This window comes from Scrofimicrobium canadense (assembly GCF_009696615.1).
Lineage (GTDB): Bacteria > Actinomycetota > Actinomycetes > Actinomycetales > Actinomycetaceae > Scrofimicrobium > Scrofimicrobium canadense.
Genome location: NZ_VULO01000011.1, coordinates 83,139 through 103,681 on the forward strand (window position 1 = coordinate 83,139; position 20,543 = coordinate 103,681).

Annotated in this window: 20 protein-coding genes; 6 read left to right on the top strand and 14 right to left on the bottom strand. The window is 51.5% G+C overall.

Annotated features, from left to right (window positions below; translation table 11 throughout):
- Window positions 1-19: 19 nt before the first annotated feature.
- Window positions 20-511 carry a GNAT family N-acetyltransferase gene (locus FYJ24_RS09740; RefSeq protein ID WP_154545906.1) on the top strand — a complete coding sequence of 164 codons (492 nt, stop codon included), beginning with the start codon at window positions 20-22 and terminating at the stop codon, window positions 509-511.
- Window positions 512-624: 113 nt separating this feature from the next.
- Here the strand turns inward: FYJ24_RS09740 and FYJ24_RS09745 are convergent, their stop codons facing one another.
- Window positions 625-1,284 (bottom strand): DsbA family oxidoreductase, encoded by a 660-nt coding sequence (locus tag FYJ24_RS09745; RefSeq protein WP_206192634.1) that lies wholly within the window; start codon window positions 1,282-1,284, stop codon window positions 625-627.
- Between the two features lie 147 nt (window positions 1,285-1,431).
- Between FYJ24_RS09745 and FYJ24_RS09750 the strand changes: the two genes are divergently transcribed.
- Window positions 1,432-1,761, top strand: coding sequence for a helix-turn-helix domain-containing protein (locus FYJ24_RS09750; protein ID WP_154545910.1), 330 nt, complete (start codon window positions 1,432-1,434; stop codon window positions 1,759-1,761).
- Between the two features lie 7 nt (window positions 1,762-1,768).
- Here the strand turns inward: FYJ24_RS09750 and FYJ24_RS09755 are convergent, their stop codons facing one another.
- From FYJ24_RS09755 to FYJ24_RS09770, 4 genes are all read right to left on the bottom strand, one after another.
- Window positions 1,769-2,359 (bottom strand): ClpP family protease, encoded by a 591-nt coding sequence (locus FYJ24_RS09755; protein WP_154545912.1) that lies wholly within the window; start codon window positions 2,357-2,359, stop codon window positions 1,769-1,771.
- Window positions 2,356-2,988: a ClpP family protease gene (locus tag FYJ24_RS09760; RefSeq protein WP_154545914.1), complete on the bottom strand. Its 633-nt coding sequence runs from the start codon at window positions 2,986-2,988 to the stop codon at window positions 2,356-2,358. Before FYJ24_RS09760 ends, FYJ24_RS09755 begins: the two co-directional genes overlap by 4 nt.
- 125 nt (window positions 2,989-3,113) lie before the next feature.
- Entirely contained in the window at window positions 3,114-3,314 is a 201-nt protein-coding gene (locus tag FYJ24_RS09765) for a YbdD/YjiX family protein (RefSeq protein ID WP_154545916.1), read from the bottom strand.
- Window positions 3,301-5,688, bottom strand: coding sequence for a carbon starvation CstA family protein (locus tag FYJ24_RS09770; protein WP_154545918.1), 2,388 nt, complete (start codon window positions 5,686-5,688; stop codon window positions 3,301-3,303). Before FYJ24_RS09770 ends, FYJ24_RS09765 begins: the two co-directional genes overlap by 14 nt.
- A 234-nt stretch (window positions 5,689-5,922) precedes the next feature.
- Between FYJ24_RS09770 and FYJ24_RS09775 the strand changes: the two genes are divergently transcribed.
- A complete protein-coding gene (locus FYJ24_RS09775; protein WP_154545920.1) occupies window positions 5,923-6,414 on the top strand; it encodes a glutathione peroxidase in 492 nt (163 codons plus the stop codon).
- 239 nt (window positions 6,415-6,653) lie between these two features.
- Here FYJ24_RS09775 and FYJ24_RS09780 read toward each other — a convergent pair whose 3' ends face one another.
- The 5 genes from FYJ24_RS09780 to gndA are packed head-to-tail and all read right to left on the bottom strand — an operon-like array spanning window position 6,654 to window position 11,447.
- Window positions 6,654-6,917 carry a hypothetical protein gene (locus tag FYJ24_RS09780; protein ID WP_154545922.1) on the bottom strand — a complete coding sequence of 88 codons (264 nt, stop codon included), beginning with the start codon at window positions 6,915-6,917 and terminating at the stop codon, window positions 6,654-6,656.
- A 6-nt stretch (window positions 6,918-6,923) separates the two neighbouring features.
- Window positions 6,924-7,592, bottom strand: coding sequence for a 6-phosphogluconolactonase (gene pgl, locus FYJ24_RS09785; RefSeq protein WP_318656632.1), 669 nt, complete (start codon window positions 7,590-7,592; stop codon window positions 6,924-6,926).
- Entirely contained in the window at window positions 7,589-8,491 is a 903-nt protein-coding gene (locus FYJ24_RS09790) for a glucose-6-phosphate dehydrogenase assembly protein OpcA (protein WP_206192635.1), read from the bottom strand. The genes pgl and FYJ24_RS09790 overlap by 4 nt, the downstream gene beginning before the upstream one ends.
- Window positions 8,488-10,011 carry a glucose-6-phosphate dehydrogenase gene (zwf, locus tag FYJ24_RS09795; RefSeq protein ID WP_154545926.1) on the bottom strand — a complete coding sequence of 508 codons (1,524 nt, stop codon included), beginning with the start codon at window positions 10,009-10,011 and terminating at the stop codon, window positions 8,488-8,490. Before zwf ends, FYJ24_RS09790 begins: the two co-directional genes overlap by 4 nt.
- Window positions 10,008-11,447 carry an NADP-dependent phosphogluconate dehydrogenase gene (gndA, locus tag FYJ24_RS09800; protein WP_318656633.1) on the bottom strand — a complete coding sequence of 480 codons (1,440 nt, stop codon included), beginning with the start codon at window positions 11,445-11,447 and terminating at the stop codon, window positions 10,008-10,010. The genes zwf and gndA overlap by 4 nt, the downstream gene beginning before the upstream one ends.
- 102 nt (window positions 11,448-11,549) lie before the next feature.
- On the opposite strand from gndA, the gene FYJ24_RS09805 reads away from it, so the two are divergent.
- From FYJ24_RS09805 to FYJ24_RS09815, 3 genes are read left to right on the top strand one after another with little or no spacing between them, the layout of a single operon-like run.
- Window positions 11,550-13,355, top strand: a complete 1,806-nt coding sequence (locus FYJ24_RS09805) for a glycerophosphoryl diester phosphodiesterase membrane domain-containing protein (protein WP_154545928.1) — start codon at window positions 11,550-11,552, stop codon at window positions 13,353-13,355.
- Window positions 13,356-13,371: 16 nt separating this feature from the next.
- A complete protein-coding gene (locus FYJ24_RS09810) occupies window positions 13,372-14,046 on the top strand; it encodes a hypothetical protein (protein ID WP_154545930.1) in 675 nt (224 codons plus the stop codon).
- Between the two features lie 47 nt (window positions 14,047-14,093).
- On the top strand, window positions 14,094-14,558 hold the full coding sequence (locus tag FYJ24_RS09815; RefSeq protein ID WP_154545932.1) for an META domain-containing protein: 465 nt from the start codon (window positions 14,094-14,096) through the stop codon (window positions 14,556-14,558).
- A 413-nt stretch (window positions 14,559-14,971) separates the two neighbouring features.
- Here the strand turns inward: FYJ24_RS09815 and FYJ24_RS09820 are convergent, their stop codons facing one another.
- The 4 genes from FYJ24_RS09820 to FYJ24_RS09835 all read right to left on the bottom strand — a co-directional run bounded on the left by FYJ24_RS09820 (window position 14,972) and on the right by FYJ24_RS09835 (window position 20,535).
- Window positions 14,972-16,678 carry a dipeptide ABC transporter ATP-binding protein gene (locus FYJ24_RS09820; RefSeq protein ID WP_154545988.1) on the bottom strand — a complete coding sequence of 569 codons (1,707 nt, stop codon included), beginning with the start codon at window positions 16,676-16,678 and terminating at the stop codon, window positions 14,972-14,974.
- 140 nt (window positions 16,679-16,818) lie between these two features.
- Window positions 16,819-17,793: an ABC transporter permease gene (locus tag FYJ24_RS09825; RefSeq protein ID WP_154545989.1), complete on the bottom strand. Its 975-nt coding sequence runs from the start codon at window positions 17,791-17,793 to the stop codon at window positions 16,819-16,821.
- Window positions 17,794-17,800: 7 nt separating this feature from the next.
- Window positions 17,801-18,727: an ABC transporter permease gene (locus FYJ24_RS09830; protein ID WP_154545934.1), complete on the bottom strand. Its 927-nt coding sequence runs from the start codon at window positions 18,725-18,727 to the stop codon at window positions 17,801-17,803.
- A gap of 86 nt (window positions 18,728-18,813) precedes the next feature.
- The gene (locus FYJ24_RS09835; RefSeq protein WP_154545936.1) at window positions 18,814-20,535 is read right to left on the bottom strand and encodes a peptide ABC transporter substrate-binding protein; all 1,722 of its coding nucleotides are present in this window, start codon (window positions 20,533-20,535) and stop codon (window positions 18,814-18,816) included.
- Between the last annotated feature and the right edge of the window lie 8 nt (window positions 20,536-20,543).

Sequence of the window (20,543 nt, forward strand, 5' to 3'; positions counted from 1 at the left end):
TTCGGACTATCCTAGAAAGATGCCTGAGACTATCACCAGACCCGCAGTTCCAGAGGACGTTCCGGAAATTCTTGAGATGATCCATCTGCTAGCAGATTACGAAAGAGAGCCTGACGCAGTCAAGGCTACGGAAAAGGGCCTTTGTGAGCACCTATTTGGAGAGACTCCTGCCGTATTTGCGACGGTAATTCCTTCAGGTGTTACTGGACGCCGACTGGACGGGATGGCGTTGTGGTTCCTCAACTTTTCTACATGGGAAGGAACACACGGCATCTATTTAGAGGACCTCTATGTGCGCGAGGATAGACGGGGTGAGGGAATGGGACGGTTGCTGATATCTACGCTGGCACAAATCTGTGTGGAACGTGACTATCCGCGCCTGGAATGGTCAGTCCTCAAGTGGAATGAACCGAGTATTGCCGTGTACCGGAAACTTGGAGCTAGACCGCAAGAGGAATGGGACACCTATCGCTTGACTGGTTCTGCGCTGCAGGCTTTGGGACGCTCGTGATGTATAAGCACCCATCTGGGCCGCAGACATCACCGGACTCTTGGCCCGGCAATGATATAAGAGGCGTAACCAAAGGTACCTGAGACTTGTGGGGTGGGTGGTTTTCAGTCTTGTCAGTTTTGTTCATCGTAAACCTGCTCTAGAGCTTGGGAAAAAACTTCAACAGGCTGGGCTCCTGAGATCCCGTATTTCCCGGCAAGGACGAAAAACGGCACTCCGGTGATACCCAGGGCTTGCGCCTGCTGTTCATCGTTCGTTACCGCTGCGGAAAACTCTCCAGCCTCTAGGGACTGCCGGACACTGTGGCCGTCAAGTCCGCATTCCTCAGCAATGGAAACCAGCTCTTCTAAGGAAGCAACGTTCCTGGACTCGGTGAAGTATGCGCGCAGTAGAGCCTCCTTCACCAAGTTTTGCTTTCCTTCTTTGAGTGCATAGTGCAACAGTTCATGTGCTTTACGAGTATTGACTTGTTTGGCTTCAGCCAGGTGGTATTCAAGCCCCTCTTGCAGTGCTAGTGCTGTCACATTGTCAAACATGTCGAGGACTTGCTGTTCGCTCAGCCCCTTACGGCTAACTAGATAGTCCAAGGGGGAACCAACAAAGTTAGGAGGGGTGTCGGGCGAAAGCTCAAAAGAATGGAAAACAATTCTCACGTCAACTTGTGGATGGGAACTATAAAAAGCATCTAAGGCAGTCTCAAAACGTCTTTTGCCGATATAGCACCAAGGACATTGGACGTCTGACCATATATCGATTGTCAGCGGATTTGTCACGGACAGGTCCTGCTTCCTTTAGCGCATATTGCTGAGTTTTGTTTAGGTAGCGTATCGGTAGCTAACGCTAAGTGCGATAGCAGCAGATCGCTTCTGCTAAGGGCAGAGTGGCACGCGCATGCATGTATCACTCGGTAGCATGCCTATATGACTTCCACAGCGAGAAGTAAGCACCTTCCCCAGACCATCTCGCCGTTGTGGCGAGAACTATTGGGTCACGAAATTCGGCGGCGGCGTCATATGCGCGGAGACCGGCTGGTAGATACTGCGCGGCGCGCCGATATCTCTGCCCAATATTTGTCCGAGGTGGAACGAGGAATTAAGGATCCCTCTAGTGAGATTATCGAGGCTATCGCAGGTGCCTTGGGTATGACGGTTCTTGACTTGTGCCAGGCAACTATCGAACACTGGCCTGTTTCGGCCTCGAGTATTTCGGGTGTGCCGTCTGTGTCCTCTGCTTTGATGCTAGCGGCGTAGCAACTTGTCAGCGCATCGTTAGTACTCTATCGACGATTCCATAGGTGCACGCATCTTCAGCGGTGAATACATGGTCAAGGTTCGAGTCAGCTTGGATGCGTTCGATGGGCTGACCAGTATGGCGCGATAGTGCGGTTTCCAAGTCAGAACGAACACGAACCATTTCGTCGGCGTGCAAAATCAATTCTGGAATCGTCCCGCGTTGGCCTTGAGATATTGGTTGAGCTAGGACGATTCGTGAGTGGCTTAAAGCTGCGCGGCGCCCATATTCGCCAGCGGCAAGTAAAATGGCGGCAACCCCTGCAGCTTGACCGATGCAGGTAGTACCAACTGGACATCGGATGTATTGTATGGTGTCGTAGACCGCGAGCATGGATGAAGGGTCACCGCCGGGGCTATTGATATAGAGCTGAACTAGGTCTTCTGGATTAGCTGACTCTAAGTAGAGCAGTTGAGCAATGAGGGTCCCCGCAACTCCTTCATCTATGGGAGTACCTAGGTAGATGATGCGTTCGGTCAGTAGATGCGAAAAGACATCCATGATCCGTTCGCCTCGGGGATTGTGTGAGATAACGTTCGGTATTGTGTAAGAGCTCATTGTTGTCCTCCTCTTGAGTTGCTTGGTGTGGTAAATCCAGCGCTGCGTATGGCTTGCGGAATAATCTGTTGGTAGTCATCAACTATCGAATCGATAAGTCCGTAGGCCACTGCCTCGGAAGCGGTATACCAGTGATCGTGGAGTGAATCATGGAATATTTGTTCATACGATTGACCGGTATCGGAGGCTGTGATCCGCAAAACTGTTTCTCGGGTGTGCTTGAGATGAGCTCCTTGAACTTCGACGTCGATTGTCGACCCACCGATGCCAGCTGATCCCTGATGCATAAGAATGCGAGCATGGGGGAGAGCCATGCGCATTCCCGGTGTCCCCGCAGTGAGAATGAACTGTCCGGCACTGCAAGCTATTCCGAGTGCCACCGTAGCGACGTCGCAGGGGATAATCCTCATCACATCGCGGATCGCTAACATGGCGGGAACTGAACCCCCCGGTGAATGAATCCACAGAGATATGGTCGTAGACGGATCTTCAGAAGCCAGACTGAGCAGTTGAGAGGTGAGTAGAACTCCGTTGTCATCGGTCAGTTCACCATCAAGAACTAGAATGCGCTGTTCGTAGAGTAGATTGCGAGTGTGAGGGGAAAACTGGGGGAGTGCGGGATCTGTCATGTTCCCAGTATTGGGGGATAAACGAATATATGACGTGCTGCGCTGCTAATGGCGGATCTGCTGTGGACATAGCAAAGGGGTGGGTAGGGACCGCAGCCCTTACCCACCCCTTTTGTAGTTACTATTTAGCAGCAGCCACTTTGTACGTTGTCCTCGTTGAAGTCATCTCTGGATCTCCAGAACTCTTTCTCTGTCATGGGTGGATGGTCCGGGTGGACCATTTCATGACGTCGCACGTAATTCTCATAGGCTGAGTCGCCCATGAGGTTGCGAGAAAACCAACGGAGACTGCGCCAAGCAGTCGCTAGCGAACTAATGACTCCCATGTGTTGATTTTCCAGGAATCAACGCTGGATCGCCAACTATTTCGTACTCAGCAATGAGTTTCTTCTCAATTACCGAGGGGAATAGCAGGCTAGGCGCATAGAACGCAGATTCTTGGAAGGGATCTTCTGAACTGGTTGTATCTTTGGTGCGAAGCGTCTTGATAATGCGAGCTACTGCAGCAACTATGACAGCTGTTACCAAGATGACGAAAATGATCGACATGGTTCCCTGAATGAAAGTATTACGAATAATCGCATCTTGAACTGCAATTGCATCAGGTTCGGTCAAAGTGGCCTTCAGCTCACGAGCATTCGACCATTGCTTCCAATAGCCCAGTGCTGGGTCAGATGAGAAGATCTTTTGGTACGAGGCAGTGAATGTCGTTGCCAAGTCCCACAGGAACGGAATTCCAGGAATCCATGCCCACTTTGCATATCCTTTTCTGATAACAACGACTGTACAGAGAAGCAGTGCCAGAGCCGCTATCAACTGGTTTGCAATGCCGAATAGGGGGTACAGGGTCTGGATCCCACCTCGGGGATCGGTCACGCCCATCAATAACAGTGAACCCCACGCTGCCACGACGATTCCTGTCGTGAGCCACGATCCTATGCGCCACGATGGGTCGCGGAACTTCGGCACGATATTGCCTATGGCGTCGCCCAACTGGAAACGTGAAACACGTGTAACTGCATCTACTGCAGAGAGAATAAAGAGAGCCTCGAACATAATGGCAAAGTGATACCAGAAGCCCATCATTGCTTTGCCGCCGCCAACCTGGTGCATGATATTTGCAATACCCACGGCTAATGTAGGTGCGCCACCGGTTCGTGAAACTACAGAAGGCTCACCGACGTCTTTGGCAACTGCTTTGATTGCCTCCGCACCTTCCAACATTTCCATCTGCCCATTGGCATCAGATTCCCATTGAATCGTGGGCTGATTGCCAGCAGTATCTGAGACGCGGAGGTTCTGAATGGCAAGTTCTGCCGCCTCTGCCTGGTTGTCGTAGAACTCTTGAGACCCCGCTTCGCCTTCGATTTTCTCTATACCAGCAGTTTTTTCGACTGCAGCTTGAGACATGTTCATCGAGAAATAGACGCCTTGATTCAACGACACCGCAGCTGCTAAGGCCATGATCGCTACGAACGACTCCATGAGCATACCGCCGTATCCAATCATGCGAGCTTGGGATTCTTTCTGAATCATCTTCGGAGTAGTTCCTGATGCAACCGTGGCATGCATTCCAGACAGCGCTCCACAGGCAATGGTGATGAAGAGGAATGGGAAGAGAGTCCCAGCGAAAACGGGTCCTTCTGTATTCGAGGCAAACTCAGTAATAGCTGGCATTTGTACGATAGGACGCACAACGATAATGCCGATAGCTAAGACAACGATTGTTCCCACTTTCATGAAAGTGGAGAGGTAATCGCGTGGAGTGAGAAGCAGCCACACAGGGAGCACCGCTGCTAAGAATCCATAAATTACCATGCACCATACGAGGGCAGTGGGTGATAGATGGAAGAAATCTGACAGTGTGGGGTTTTCTGCAACCCAGCGGCCACCGATGATGGCAGCAATCAGAAGGATAAACCCGGCAATGGATACCGCGGTGATTTTCCCCGGTTGAACAAAACGAAGCCACAGTCCCATTCCAACCGCGATGGGAATGGTGCAGGCAACCGCGAAAACGCCCCATGGGCTTTCTGCAAGAGCATTGACACAGATCATTGCCAATACCGCTAGGACGATCATCAACATGACGAATATGCCAATTGTTGCGATGGTACCGCCGATTTTACCGATTTCATCGATGGCCATTTGCCCCAGTGAACGCCCGCCGCGGCGCATTGAGAAGAAGAGAACAAGCATATCTTGCACTGCGCCCGCAATGATAACCCCGAAGATAATCCATAACGTGCCGGGCAGATACCCCATTTGAGCAGCTAATACCGGACCGACTAGTGGGCCAGCTCCTGCGATTGCCGCAAAATGGTGACCATAGAGAACAACGCGGTTCGTCGGGTCAAAATCTTTACCATTATTTATGCGTTCGGCCGGGGTCGCATTTGAATCGTTCGGCTTCATGATTTTGCGCTGAATATAGAGCGCATAGAAGCGATAGGCGATGGCGTAGGAGCATACAGCTGTGATAACGAACCAAATCGTATTCACTTCTTCGCCGCGAACGATGGCCAGCATCGTCCAACCTAATGCGCATGCCAAGGAGATCGCTACCCAAATAAGAACCTTCCACCAGGTCCATTTGGTGTGTGGTTTAGTACCAACAGGTACGCCGTTCTTATTGCGAATGACGTACTTTTCTTCGTCTGGGGTCAGAGCTTTTGGCCCCTGCAATGCCGGAGAAGTCATGTGGGTATTCACCTTCTCTCTACTATGTTCATCGATGGAATTATTGATGGATGATTGCCATAGGCAGAAAGCCTATAATCCGAAAATAACATGAAAATAGCAACGTTAACTGTGTTTCAGTAAAACATTTGAGCACATATGAGAGAAGTAGGTGCGAGCCTTGCCATACAGGACAAGAGCCTATGCAATTGGTCCTAGGTCGCGTTAGCATGACAGTGACGGAAGGCTAATGCTATGGATCTTAATGACATACAAGTGCCTCTGTTGGATGGTACCGAGACCACTTTTGGTGATCTCGTTGAAAGAAAAGTTGCTTTGGTCGTGAATGTAGCTTCTCGGTGTGGCCTCACCCCACAATATGAACAACTGGAGGCACTCCACAGGCGTTTTGGCGGCCGTGGTTTTACCGTCATAGGTGTCCCCAGTAATCAGTTTCTTCAAGAACCTGGTAGCGAAGGAGGTATCGCGACCTATTGTTCGACTACATGGGGAACGACCTTCCCAATGACCGCAAAGATGAAACTCAATGGCAAGCATGCGGATGCACTGTACAAAGAGCTCACGCAGATACCCGATGTGAACGGTAAAGCAGGCCGCGTCAAATGGAACTTTGAAAAATTCCTTCTTGGTCCTCAAGGAGAGCGTGCGAGGTTCCGACCGACAACGAAACCTGATGACCCCGCAATAGTGCAGCTTATCGAAGAATGGCTCCCTGAAAAATCTTGACCATAGTGTTGTAACCAATGAGAGCCTGGAAAAGTCAGTGCCCTTGCGGCTAGAGAGAAATCAGGGCTCCCTATATATTGGAGCACTTGTTGTTGGAAGAATTCTTGAGATACCGTTTCCTGTTATTTCATTCCGACTTAAAACGGCAATTACCCCACTTTCCTGAATGTTTCTTTTGCAAACTGCTCGTCTCCTAAAGAGCCAACATATCGGCTGTCTCCTGGTCCTAAACCGTTCATTTACCGGGCAGCTGACATACGCATGATAACGATAAGGAAGAGAGCAATTGCTCCGCACATAATGCCGAATACTGCGCCCCACCGATGAGGTGTTTTCTTTTTTTCGAAGTCAACTATTCCCACATAGCCAGTGACAAATGCGCCAAGAACACAGATGATAGCTACGTAATCACTGAATGCTGGCAACAAAAGCGCCACACCGCTACCAAGCCCTAGAGCTAAGGACCAGCTACCAGCTGAAGCACGCGCGTTCTTTTCACCCACTAGAAATTACTTTGCCACCGCTGCAACATCAGCCAAGAGCAACGTTGTGTCTGTGCCATGCACCTGAGCTGCTGGTACCGATGGATCTCGGAGCGCATCCGCCTTCTGCGCGCCAGATACAATCAACCAAACCTCGCGAGAATCGTTAATTGCCTCAAATGTCAAAGAAACACGCTTAGGGGGAGGCTTGGGAGAGTTCTCTACTCCAACCACGCGTCCAGCTACTCTAAGTGCGGGATTCCCTGGAAAAAGTGAAGCTACATGACCGTCGGGGCCAACTCCTAGCAGAGTGATGTCCATATGCTCCGGTAGCTGCTCGGCGTACAGCTCGGCTGCCTCATGGACGGAATTTGCTTGTGGTACTGGGTGGACGTTCACGTGGGCAAGTGCATCAATGAATACCTCCCGGGCCTGTGTCTCATTGCGATCAGGGTCGCCTGAAGGTAAGAACCGTTCGTCTCCCCACCACAAATGCACAGATGACCAGTCGACCGCATGACACGCGGGATTCTTAGCGACGGCTGCCAAAGTCGCGATACCAATAGTCCCGCCAGTAAGAGCCAGATTGATTGACTCCTGTTGGGATTGCAAGTCGATAAGACGAGTAATAAGCCGCGCAGCCGTCGCGTGGGCCAATGTCTGCGCATCAGGATGCACTATCACTAATCGAGTCACGAACTCATCTCCTTTAGAACTTCGCCATACACCTCGTCAGCATCAAGGCGCCTTAGCTCCTCGGCAATACATTCGCCAAGACCACGAATAGGAAGCGGAATTGAATGATCTGGTTGGCCCGGCTGGCTGATGCGGGCAACCAAGCCGTCAGGCCTATTGATAATGATGGGACCTGATGGCCGATCTAATCGCACTTCAGTGAGTGCGGGTGCTCCAGCGATTCGGTTAATTTCAACCGGAACACCGAGCGTATGTGAAAACCAAGCTTGAAGTACGTCAAGGGATGGATGTGTAGATTGACCTGAGATTGTGACACTCTGCACTGGCTCAAAGGGAGGTAGATCCATACTTGCCGCGGTAAGACCGCGCCACAGGGTCGTACGTGTCCACGCTAAGTCCGTGTCTCCTGGCTGATAATGCAGGGCAAGTTTGCGTAGAGTATTGACCCCGTTCTTGCACATAGTCGAATCGGTAATGCGTCGCCGAGACAGTTTCCCGATAGGATGCTCGGAGGGATTATTTGGGGCCTGGTAGGGCCACCATGCGACAATAGGCGTATCTGGAAGCAAAAGCGGCAAAACCAAGGTGTCGGCGTGCGCAGCAACAGTAGGGGAATAGCGCAATACGATAACCTCACTTGCACCCGCGTCACCTCCAAGCCGTATTTCTGCATCAAGCCCCGAGGTGGGTGCCTGGTCTTCTGTGAGTACGATGATCCGACAAGGATTCTCGTGACTTGCTTGGTTTGCAGCCTCGATAGCTAGCTCAGGGTCGCGTTCGCCAACATCAATAATGAGCGTGAGGACACGACCCAGAGCCACAGCACCACCCTCATCTCGGGCCTGTTGGAGACTAGTGCTGATGTGTTGTGCGGTAGTACCTTGCAGATTGATGATCACGGCAACCTCCAGGCCCGGCCGTCTCGGGCCATCATCTCATCGGCTTCAGGTGGACCCCACGTACCCGCTCGGTACCCTTCAGGCCTATCTAGTGTCTCCCAATATGCGGTGATAGGGTCAAGAATCTTCCATGAGAGTTCGACTTCTTCACGTCTGGGGAAAAGCGGTGGCTCTCCTAGTAACACGTCAAGGATGAGACGTTCGTATGCTTCGGGAGACGACTCAGTAAAAGCGTGTCCGTATCCAAAGTCCATTGTCACATCACGCACCGACATGGAATCTCCGGGAACCTTAGATCCGAATCTCAATGTCACTCCCTCATCAGGCTGAACCCGGATCACTAGGGCATTCTTGGTAAGCTCGCGAGTGGCAGTCGATTTAAAAGGCAGGTGGGGAGCCTTTTTGAACATGACAGCAATCTCAGTTACTCTTTTACCGAGGCGTTTGCCAGTGCGCAAATAGAACGGAACCCCAGCCCATCGTCTAGTGTCGATATCGAGCCGTATTGCAGCGTAGGTCTCCGTGGTGGAATCGGCGCTGAAACCGCCTTCTTCCAAATATCCAACGACTTCTTCGCCGCCCTGCCATCCGCCAGTGTATTGCCCTCTGGCTGTATGGGACCCCAGGTCTGTGGGCAGGCGAACGGCCGAGAGAGCTTTGACTTTCTCTGCGGTTAGATCAGCAGCTTCAAAAGTGACAGGCTCCTCCATGGCAGTGAGGGCTAACAGCTGCAGTAGGTGGTTTTGGATTACGTCCCTAGCTGCGCCAACTCCGTCATAGTACCCTGCACGCCCTCCCACGCCGATGTCTTCGGCCATCGTGATTTGAACGTGATCGACGTAATTGGAGTTCCATATGGGTTCAAACAGTTGGTTCGCAAAACGCAAAGCCAAGATATTTTGTACAGTTTCTTTACCAAGATAGTGATCGATACGGAAAATTTCACCTGGTCGGAAGACGGAGTTAAGAATATCGTTGAGCTCTACTGCAGTCTCAAGATTGTTGCCGAACGGTTTTTCGACAATAACGCGGCGCCAATGCTCTGCATCTGAGCGGGCCAGGTTGGCGAGTTCAAGCTGCTGGCACACTACGGGGAATGCACTCGGAGGAATAGAAAGATAGAAGGCGTAGTTGCCGCCGGTGCCTCTGTGCTGGTCAAGGTCGGCCAATACTTGTCGTAGGCATTGATACCCTTGGGGATCGTCAAAGGTTCCCGTGACAAAACGGATTCCTGCCGCCAACTGGTCCCACGTACTATCGCGAAACTCAGTTCGCGCATGCTCCTTCACAGCAGTCTTTACTTCTTCTGCAAATTCCGAGTCAGTCCAGTCGCGCCTACCGAAACCGACGAGAGAAAAACTTGGATGTAGAAGGCCTCTGTTGGCAAGATCGTACACAGCGGGGAGGAGTTTTTTCTTGGCCAGGTCTCCCGTCACCCCGAAAATTACTAAAGCAGAGGGGCCAGCGATCCGGGCGAGGCGAAGATCTCTGGCATCGCGCAGTGGGTTATGGAAACTCATACTGGCGATTCCGACCTATCACCCGACCAGTCTGTATGGAAAGAACCAGGTTTGTCGGTACGACGGTAGGTATGAGCTCCGAAGAAATCGCGCTGAGCTTGAATGAGATTCGCTGGTAATGCTTCGCTGCGAATACCGTCGTAATAGGCTAACGACGATGAGAATGCTGGTGTGGGCACGCCACACAGCGCTGCTTGAGCAACGATCTTTCGCCACGAACCCAAACCATCAGAAACGACACTAGTAAAATAGGGGGCAGAGAGAAGGAGCGCAAGGTCGGGGTTAGCCTCATATGCCTCGGTAATCCGATCAAGGAAACGGGCCCGAATGATGCAGCCACCTCGCCAAATGCGGGCCATTGCACCCAAATCTACGTTCCATCCATATTCTGCTGAAGCAGCAGCAATTTGGTCAAACCCTTGTGAATAGGCAACGACTTTGGAAGACAGCAGCGCGCGGCGAACATCTTCGATGAACTCTTCGGGACGGGTGACGTCCCATTGCTGTGCCTCAGCTGGAAGCGTGGCACGCGCAGCCTCACGCTGGGGGAGGGAACCTGAAAGGGCCCGGGCAAAAGTAGCTTCGGCAATTCCTGTCACTGGAACGCCAAGGTCTAGTGCACTTTGAACAGTCCACCTACCAGTTCCCTTTTGCTCTGCCTGGTCCAAAACGATGTCAACAAAGCCCTTGCCGGTTTCCGCGTCAAAGTGACGCAACACCTCGGCAGTTATTTCGATGAGATACGATTCAAGTTCTCCCTGGTTCCACTGAGCAAAGATATCGGCTATTTCAGCGGGAGAGGCGTGGAGACCGTGACGCAAAAGATCATAAGCCTCGGCAATGAGCTGCATATCGGCATATTCGATGCCATTATGTACCATCTTGACAAAATGTCCCGCGCCATCTGGCCCCACATGAGTACAACAGGGGACTCCGTCTACTTTTGCTGAAATGGCTTCTAACATTGGACCGAGCGTCTGATAGGACTCTTGAGTGCCGCCAGGCATGATGGACGGCCCGTTGAGGGCCCCCTCTTCCCCTCCAGATACGCCAGTTCCGACAAAGTGAATCCCCTGATCGCGCAGAGCTGCTTCCCGTCGGATCGTGTCGGGGAAATGAGCGTTGCCTGCGTCGACGATAATGTCGCCAGGCTCCATCAGTTCTGCCAGGCCCTCAATCACCGCATCGGTGGCAGCACCAGCTTGGACCATGATAATGGCGGTGCGCGGACGCTCTAGCGAATCAACGAAGCCTTCAAGCGAAGTTGTCGGGATAAAATCCCCTTCGCTGCCATGATCCTCAATGAGGGACTCAACGCGTTGAGGTGAACGGTTATGCACGGCCACCGTGTATCCGTGCCTAGCCAGATTACGAGCCAGATTGCGTCCCATGACTGCAAGACCGGTTACTCCAATTTGTGCTTTTTTCGCACTCACGCTGAAACCTCACTTAGCCGAATCGTCATCGTAAAGATACTCACCCATGAAAGCATATTGCTATAATCTGCCGTTTGCTTGCTCACATGGGAAACTGGTCCTATGAGCGTCCATTTTGGTGAAGTATGGAGCCCCAGTCCTTTTGCGCTGTTACGAAACAGCGTGCGTGTAGTGCGTCAAACTGGCGGCCGTATGCTGGTGCTCGTTGTTGCGACTCAGTTGTTACTGGGATCTCTAGCTTTTCCCCTAGTAAGTTGGCTTTTCAGAGAAGCCCTGCGCGCCAACGGAATGATGGTCCTCGATATGGCGGACTTTGGAATTCGGCCCGGTATTCCACTCACTATTGGACTGATTCTTACAATTATTGGCCTTCTGTTTTTCTTAGTTGTTTTACAATTTGCAGCAATCCTGACACTGCTGAAACACCCTGACAGCCCTATGTCGCAGATCTGGCAAGACTTGGTAAAAGTTGCCCGAAAAGTCTTCCGTGCTAGCTCGATACCAGTCGCACTCTATGCGTTACTGGTAATTCCATTGGCAGGTTTTGGTTTTACCTCTGTGCTCTTAGAGAACATCTCAATTCCCGCATTCATCACGGGGGAGCTTGCGAAAGAATCCATCACACAAGTAGCCATGTGGGTGTTTTTCGCAGCGATCATGTGGTTGAATATTCGCCTCGCATTGACTATCCCATGTTTTGCACTGACCTCCTTATCTGGTACTGAATCAATTAAACGTAGCTGGTACCTCACACGCGGACTTCGATCATTACCGTTCTTTTTTGCCGTGGTGATTGTTCTCTGTATTTCTGCGGTGTGCGCCATTGCGACCGCCTTTATCTCAATATTGCCTACGATGTTAGCGGATGCCCTATGGGATGACGGTTCTGTTGTTGTTGCCGCCTTTTCGCTGGGGCTGGCCCACGTCACTGTGGCGATCATAGGAGGATTTACTCTGGCAGTGGTTGCTGGCGTTCTTATGGGATACCTCGAAAATAAAGAGGACCTTATTACACTTCCGAATCGCGAGACCATGGCAGGCAAGAGAAGCCGCTGGATAGCAGCGGGGGCAACAGCCGTTGCTGTCGTTGCTATGGGGTTTGCGGCCATTCCAACAATGGAACATTTGAGTCGGCATCCTGATTCCATCATTATGGGTCACCGCGGCTTTACGGCGCACGCAGTTGAGAACACTATCGACTCTTTAGAAGCAGCACACGCCGCTGGGGCAGATATCGTCGAATTAGATGCCATGCAAACGAAAGACGGTGGCTACATCGTCATGCATGACACAAGCTTAGGGCGTTTAGCGTCCCGCAACGTTGATGTAAAAGACATTACATTCGACGAGGCGGTCGGCCTAGAAATACATGATCGGTCGGGGAATACGGGGCAGATTCCGTCTCTCATTGATTTTGGGATGAGAGCGAAAGAGCTTGGGCAACCGCTACTGATTGAAATCAAGCTGTCGGGAGCCGAAGGCCCAGATCATGTGGCTGAACTGGTGAGTTTACTAGAAGACCATGATTTGCTGGAGGGCAATATCTTTCATTCTCTCGATGCCGCATCGGTAACGGCGTTAAAACAGCAACGCCCGGACCTCACGGTCGGGTACATTATGCCTTTTGCTGCTGGGGGAGTCCCGAACACCCTTGGTGATTTTCTGGTGATCGAGGAGTCTTCGGCGGGCACCACTCTTCAAAGGCAAGTGACCGATGCGGGTCTTGGATTTGTTGTGTGGACCCCAAACCAAGACAACACAATTCGTGAGCGACTTCGGCGCGACACAGACGCAATAATTACTGATCGAACTGACTTAGGAATCACTAGTCGATCAGAGATGGCCGATGAGAAAGGCCTCAGCGCGGTACTCTATGACGCGTTGATGGATTTGCTCCTCAATAGTTGATTGGCGAGTGATGGGTATGGAAAAACAAGAAGATAGTGGCCAAAAAACGGCTAGTGGTGCTGGCATTACTGCTGGAGTGATCGTGCTGTTTCTGTTTTTGCGTATTCTTGCCGTGTCGGACTGGAACTGGCAGGTTGCAGCAGAGATAGCTGATTCTTTCAACTTTGACGATGCTATCTCTATTGCTTTTGGCACTCTATTTGAGCGCCCTGACCTCACAGGTATCGTCATCACAATTGTTTTGCCTCTGGTCTTGTTCAGAGTCTTTATCCTTGCGAGGTATCACGGCTCTCGGGGGTCACTTACAGATTGGCTACTGGCAGTTTCCCTCGTTGCAACTCAAGTTGTGTTGGTGAGGTCATTTTCGTTGTGGTGGCCGGTAATTGCCCCAGTCGTGTTAGCTATTGTCCTTGTTATCGTGTACATGCTGCTTAAGAAACGCGATACTCCACCGTGGTTCACGCAGTTAGGTAAACGTGCTGGTGCAATCATGGTGGCGGCCCTTTTAGTTCTTGCTACAACCGTGAACACCCCGTGGTCGCCCGAAGAAATTATCGTCACAAAGTCTGGTCAACTGCAAGGGTATGTCCTAGAAAACACTTCGGGCTACCTGCGAGTCCTCACAACTGATAGAGAAGTTGTCATCTTCACGAATGCAGATGTCATTAGCAGGACCCCCGCGGATAAATAGTCCTCAGTTTTCTGCGAGATTCTCTGGATGAAAGTAATGTAAATATTATGAAGAAAACTGTAGGTTTTGGCGTTGTATTGCTTGTTGGGATGAGTGCGGCTGGGTGCGCCCAAAGCAGCCCTGAACAATCGGCAGGTGACTCTGAGCTCAAGCCATCTGCCACAATTTCTTTGGCCTCGCTCAGGGGACAGTGGGAAGGTGCTGACGCCGCACGCAACGGTGAGGATCTTCGTAATTTCTCGTCGGTAACCATGACTGTGAATGATGACGGAGCCTTCCAGGTAACCACCGGCTGTAATGATCCGCGGGGGACGTTCACTGTCAACGATGACGGGATTCTCAGTATTGATGGCCCTGTAATCACAACACGCATGGCTTGTGACCCAGCTCTTATGGACATGGACACCCTTGTTACAGATGTCCTTGAGGGTATTTCAGGGGCAACATTGACCGAGTCTGGCGAATTGCAGATAGTAGGAGATCACGGGGCTCTGACTTTCCAGAGAGAATAAAATGACGCATGGATCTGAGTCTAAACATTCGATTGCTTGTCGGGATACTCGCTGTAAGTATCGTGAGTTTAATAGGAGCTGTCTTTAGCAGGAGTGTATTCGGGAGCATTTTCTAGCAGTTCGTTATGGTCAGCTACGATCGCAGTAGTCTATATATCTTGGTGGTATTGGGGATTTCCGCATTGCGCCCTATCTGAAAAGGGAACCGTTGAATGTTGGTCGTCGCCTCGGAAAAACGAAGGCCGTTGCTGAGTCGCAGAATAGGCGAACACTCAACGTGGATACCAACGGTACCGCGTGCTGCTTTCCTGGCTAGCCTTCAAACGGCGGGTATCGTCTACCAATCTTTTTACAGACTAAGAGTGGGGTTCCAGAATCGGAACTGGAACCCCACTCTATACGTCTATCTACGTTTACAGTGCGAGCTGAATCTTTCGCCCCGGCACTGCGTCAATAAGCTCACGAGTGTATTCCTTTTGAGGATCATCGAAAAGCTGATCTGAAGGGGCCGCTTCCACGATCTTGCCTTTTTCCATCACTACAACGTCATCTGCAATCAAGCGGACAACGGCCAGGTCATGAGTAATGAAAAGATACGTGAGGCCGAGGTCTGCCTGAAGATCGTTCAGCAGAAGCAAAATCTGGTTCTGGACCAAAACGTCAAGCGCTGATACTGCCTCATCTAAGACGACAACTTCGGGGTCGAGAGCAAGTGCACGCGCAATGGCAACTCTTTGTCGCTGGCCACCAGATAACTCATTGGGGTAGCGACGCATCACCGAGCGCGGCAAAGCGACACGATCAAGAAGATCGACTACTTTATTGACACGTTCTTTCTTACTGCCGATATTGTGAACACGCAGTGGCTCTTCGACAACCCGGAAGATTGAGTACATGGGATCTAGAGAGCCGTATGGATTCTGGAATACTACTTGCAGTTTACGGCGCATCTTGAAGAGGTCTTTAGAGTTCAAGGTGGAGAGATCTTCACCTTTGAAAAAGACTTTTCCAGACGTTGGATCAATCAAGTTGAGAACCATATTCGCAACGGTGGACTTACCCGACCCCGATTCTCCGACTAAGGCCAGAGTAGTACCTGAGCGCACGCCGAAACTGACATCATCCACAGCTCGGAGAATCTTCGCTTCTCCTTTGGCGCCGCGCACGTCAAATTCTTTGACGAGGTTTTCGACTCGAATGATTTCGGACGTTGATACCGAGCCAGCACCAGAACCAGTGAGCTCTTCGTCCGTTACGGCGATACCCTTTTCATGAGCTACTTCGATACGCTGTGACGCTAGCGATGGAGCTGCAGATACGAGCCGTTTCGTATACGGATGCTGGGGGTGCTGCAGTATTTCCAGTGCGGGACCCGATTCAACCACACGTCCGCGGTGCATCACTACCAGTTGTTCTGCACGCTCAGCAGCTAGGCCCAGGTCGTGAGTAATAAAAAGGACAGCAGTACCCTTTTCTTCAGTGAGAACCTGTAGGTGGTCTAAAATGCGGCGCTGAACAGTCACATCCAATGCAGATGTTGGCTCGTCGGCAATAAGAAGTTTTGGATTCGCCGCCATCCCAATACCTATAAGGGCGCGTTGTCGCATACCGCCAGAGAACTCATGAGGGTATTGTTTGGCGCGGCGCTCCGCATCAGGTAGACCGGCTTCTTCTAAGACATCAGCTACTCGCTGACCGATTTCGGATTTCGGGACAACATTGTTGGCTTTGAGTGCTTCCTTGACTTGTGTCCCAATACGCCACACGGGATTGAGGTTAGTCATAGGATCTTGTGGCACCATACCGATACCTGATCCCCTAATGGCAACCCACTCTTTAGGGGAGAGGTGAGTGATGTCCGCACCATCAAATTCGATGCTGCCACTGGTTACTTTCCCGGTGCCTGGAAGCAGACCGATGATGGCTGCCGCCGTCGTCGATTTACCAGAACCGGACTCGCCGACGATGGCAACTGTTTGACCGGGATAAATGGTGAGGTTTGCTTCTCGAACCGCAGTGACGGTACCTGTTGATGTTGTAAATGTGACGTCAAGGTTGGTCAGACGCAGTAGGGGATTCGCGTCATCTGGGTGAGGCTGTGCTTCCAGCTTTTTAAGCATTGCTGGATCAGTTTTCCCCTCCCTTAGATCAATCTTCCGTTCCTCTTCACGATCTTTCTTTGCCGTGATTGGATCAGGAGCATCTTTCCAATCCTCGTATTCTTCAAGCGGCTCATCGCCGGGGAAGAGAGTGCTATCTGTCATCGTTTCCTAGCCTTCGGATCAAGGGCATCGCGAACGACATCGCCCATCATTATGAAGCTCAGTACTGTCAGTGCCAATGCAATGGCGGGGTAGAACAGTACCATCGGCTGAGTCCTCAATGCTGTTTGAGCTCTGGAGATATCCCCGCCCCATGAGACAACATCCGCGGGTAGGCCAACACCTAGGAAGGACAGAGATGCTTCAGCAACGATAAAAGTGCCTAGCGCGACCGTTGCATAGACGATGATGGGAGCCATCGCATTGGGAAGAATATGCGACGTAATGATGCGCCAACGTGAAGCTCCCAAAGCACGTGCTGAAGTGACATATTCTTCGTTCTTTGCTTGCAATACCGCACCTCTAGTAATCCGTGCGATCTGCGGCCAACCGAAGACTGCCAGGATTACTACAACCATCATTACTGTGCGCTGTTCTTTGAACAACTGCATGAATACGATCGCACCCAGAACGAGTGGAACTGCGAAGAAGATATCGGTGAGGCGCGACATAAGGGCATCTATCCAGCCACCAAAAAAGCCTGCTAAAGTGCCAAAGGTACCGCCAATTATTACCACGACGATAGTCGTAAATATTCCTACGAGCACCGACGCGCGGGCACCATAGATAACGCGCGAATAGATGTCGCAGCCTTGCTGGTCGAATCCAAAAACGTGTCCAGGCTCAGGAGCGCCTAAGGAACGCGAAAGCTCGCAAAAACGTGGATCCTGACTCGAGAACAGCTGTGGAAAAGCGGCCATAAGTACGGCCACCGCAATAATGAATGCTGCGACCCAAAACATTGGGCGGCGTCGCAGGTTTTTCCATGCTTCGCCCCACATTGATGCGGGCGCCGACTCATCTGCAACGGCGTCGACTGCTCCAAGTCCGGTTTCATCCGTGTCAGAGATATAGTGTGACTGTCCAGCACGCGTGCGTGCTATCTTTTTTGAAGGTATTAGGTTTTCACTCATGGCGTCATCACTCATAACGAATCCGTGGGTCCAAGGCGGCATAGAGAAGGTCCACCAGTAGGTTGGCAATGATATAGACCAATACCAACGCCGTAGTCATCGACACAACTGTTGCTGGTTCGCCTTTTTTAATTCCATCAAAGAGAACACCACCAACGCCCTTGATATTGAAGATACCTTCAGTAATGATTGCCCCACCCATGAGAGCACCCAGGTCAGCGCCAATGAAGGTGACGACGGGAATCAGAGAGTTCCTTAGGATGTGGCGGTTGGTTACAGCAAGCCCGGACATTCCTTTGGCCCGTGCTGTGCGTACGAAATCGGCCGACATTGTCTCTGAAATTGACTGACGGCTCAGACGGATCACGTATGCCAGCGAAACCGCTGCCAATACGAAAGCAGGCATGAGTAGAGACTTGAAGTCTAAAGTCTGGCCGACTGTGACCGGGAGCCACTTGAGTTTCACTCCGACGACGAATTGAAGGACGAAGCCCATCACGAAGGTAGGAACAGAAATCAAGATCATGGAGAATACGAGAATCGTAGAATCGATAATCTTGCCTTTACGCAATCCTGCAATGACACCAAGAATGATTCCGAATATAGCTTCAATCGCTATGGCGAAGAATGCTAGCCGGATGGTGATAGGAAAGGCATGCGCCATCACCTCTGCGACGGGTCTTCCCGAGAAGGTTTTTCCAAAGTCAAAGGTGAAAACGCCTTTGAGATAGAGCAGGTACTGCATCCAGAAAGGCTGATCGAGATTATACTCGGCGCGGATGCGAGCCTGTACGCTGGGATCTAACCCACGATCACCGCCCAACGCAGCAACGGGGTCACCCGGCATGAGATAGACCATCGCAAAAATCAAAAAAGTTGCGCCAAAGAATACTGGGATGGTCTGCAGTATCCGACGCCCTATGTAGCGAGCCATTGGTTCCTCTGTGTTTGTCGCAAGAAATGGTGGGAAGACCATGGTCTTCCCACCATTTCAACGCACGATCAGATCACACTATACCGTTAGTTTTTTGTGACCTGGTAGTAGAGAGGTTCGGAATTCCATCCGAACACCACATTATCTACGTGTTCCGAGAAACCGCCTGCCGCGTTCTGATACCACAACGGGATCGAAGGTAGATCGCGGAAGAGCACGGTTTGTGCCTCTGCCATCAGTTTGTTCGCCTCGTCTTGTGAGGTGGAGAATGCAGCCGCTGCTTCGGTGATCAGCTTATCGAACTCTTCTGATGAGTAGTCGGAGTCATTCGCGCCAGCACCGGTCTGGTACAAGGGAGCCAGGAAGTTGTATGCCGAAGGATAGTCACCTTGCCATCCGGTACGGAATGCAGTAGTGATGGTGCGCTTAGTCACATCGTCACGCAACGACTTAAAGTCTGGGTAGGGCTTGCCAGCTGCATCGATACCAAGATTATTCTTGATTTGGTTCGCGACTGCGTCTACCCAAGCCTGGTGAGGACCATCTGCGTTATATGCGATCTCAAACTTACCTTCGTAAGGAGAAATAGCATCGGCTTTCTCCCAAAGTTCCTTGGCCTTTTCAGGGTTGAATTCCAGGATCTCAGAGCCTTCTATACCTTCTTGGAATCCAGCTACCACTGGTGAAGTGAAGTCGACTGCAGGAGTACGGGTGCCGTTGAAGACTTTCTCGGTGATCTCTTCACGGTTGATAGCCAACGACAAGGCTTGACGACGAAGGTTGCCTTCTTCACCGGGCGCAAAATGCTCAAGACCTTCTGGCAAGGTGAATGTTTGGTTAATCGCAGCAGGGACATTGATAGCGCGGTCGCCAAGGTCTTCTTGGAATGTTGTAACCGCAGAGTCAGGTATCTGATCGAGGATATCTAGGTTTCCTGCTAGTAAATCGTTGTAGGCCGCATTATTATCCGCGTAAAAGAGGAAGGTTAGCCCACCGTTTTGTGCTTGGCGACCGCCTTTGTACTCAGGGTTGGGAACCAGATCGATTCTTTCATTGTGAACCCAGCCTTCGCCACCGAGCATGTAGGGGCCATTGCCGATGGGGTTTTCGCCGCCGGCCTCAAGGTCCTCAAGGGTGCTCTCTGGGAGGGGGTAGAAAGCCGAGTATCCCAACCGCAACGGGAAGTCAGCTTCAGGCTGGGCCAACGTGATGGTGAATGTGGTGTCGTCAACTGTCTTAAGACCTGTGAGAGTGCGGGGGCAAGCAGAGTCATCGAACGCGAACTCTTCGCCTTCTTCGTGCTCTGCGCCGTCCCACGCGGTCTTCTGGTCGGCTTCACACTTAGCGAGGTCAAGGGGTTCGCCCTGGATTGGAACGAAGAAGTTGACATTGTTCATGCCATTTTCTGCCGCGGCCGTCCATGCCCCAACAAAAGAGTTAGAGGTGACTGGAGTGCCATCAGAGAACTTCTGGTCAGCCTTGAGCTTCACGGTGAAGGTTTGGTTATCTTCAGTCTCGATCGACTCGGCCATGTCATTGACGACGTTGCCGTCCTGGTCGTAGTAGACCAAGCCTGCGAACAGCATATCAACAATGTGGCCGCCGCCTACTTCGTTGGTGTTTGCAGGAATAAGTGGGTTTTGGGGCTCAGTGCGGTTCGCGGTTACTACACCGCTGCTTGCACCACCACCGGCAGCACTCTGTGTGCCGCTCTGGTCGCCGCCTTCATTGTTGTTGCTAGCTGAGCAGGCGCTCAAAGAGAGGCCTGCCACGGCTGCCAGCGCCAGCCATGTGCGCTTGAGTTTCATCGTTCCTC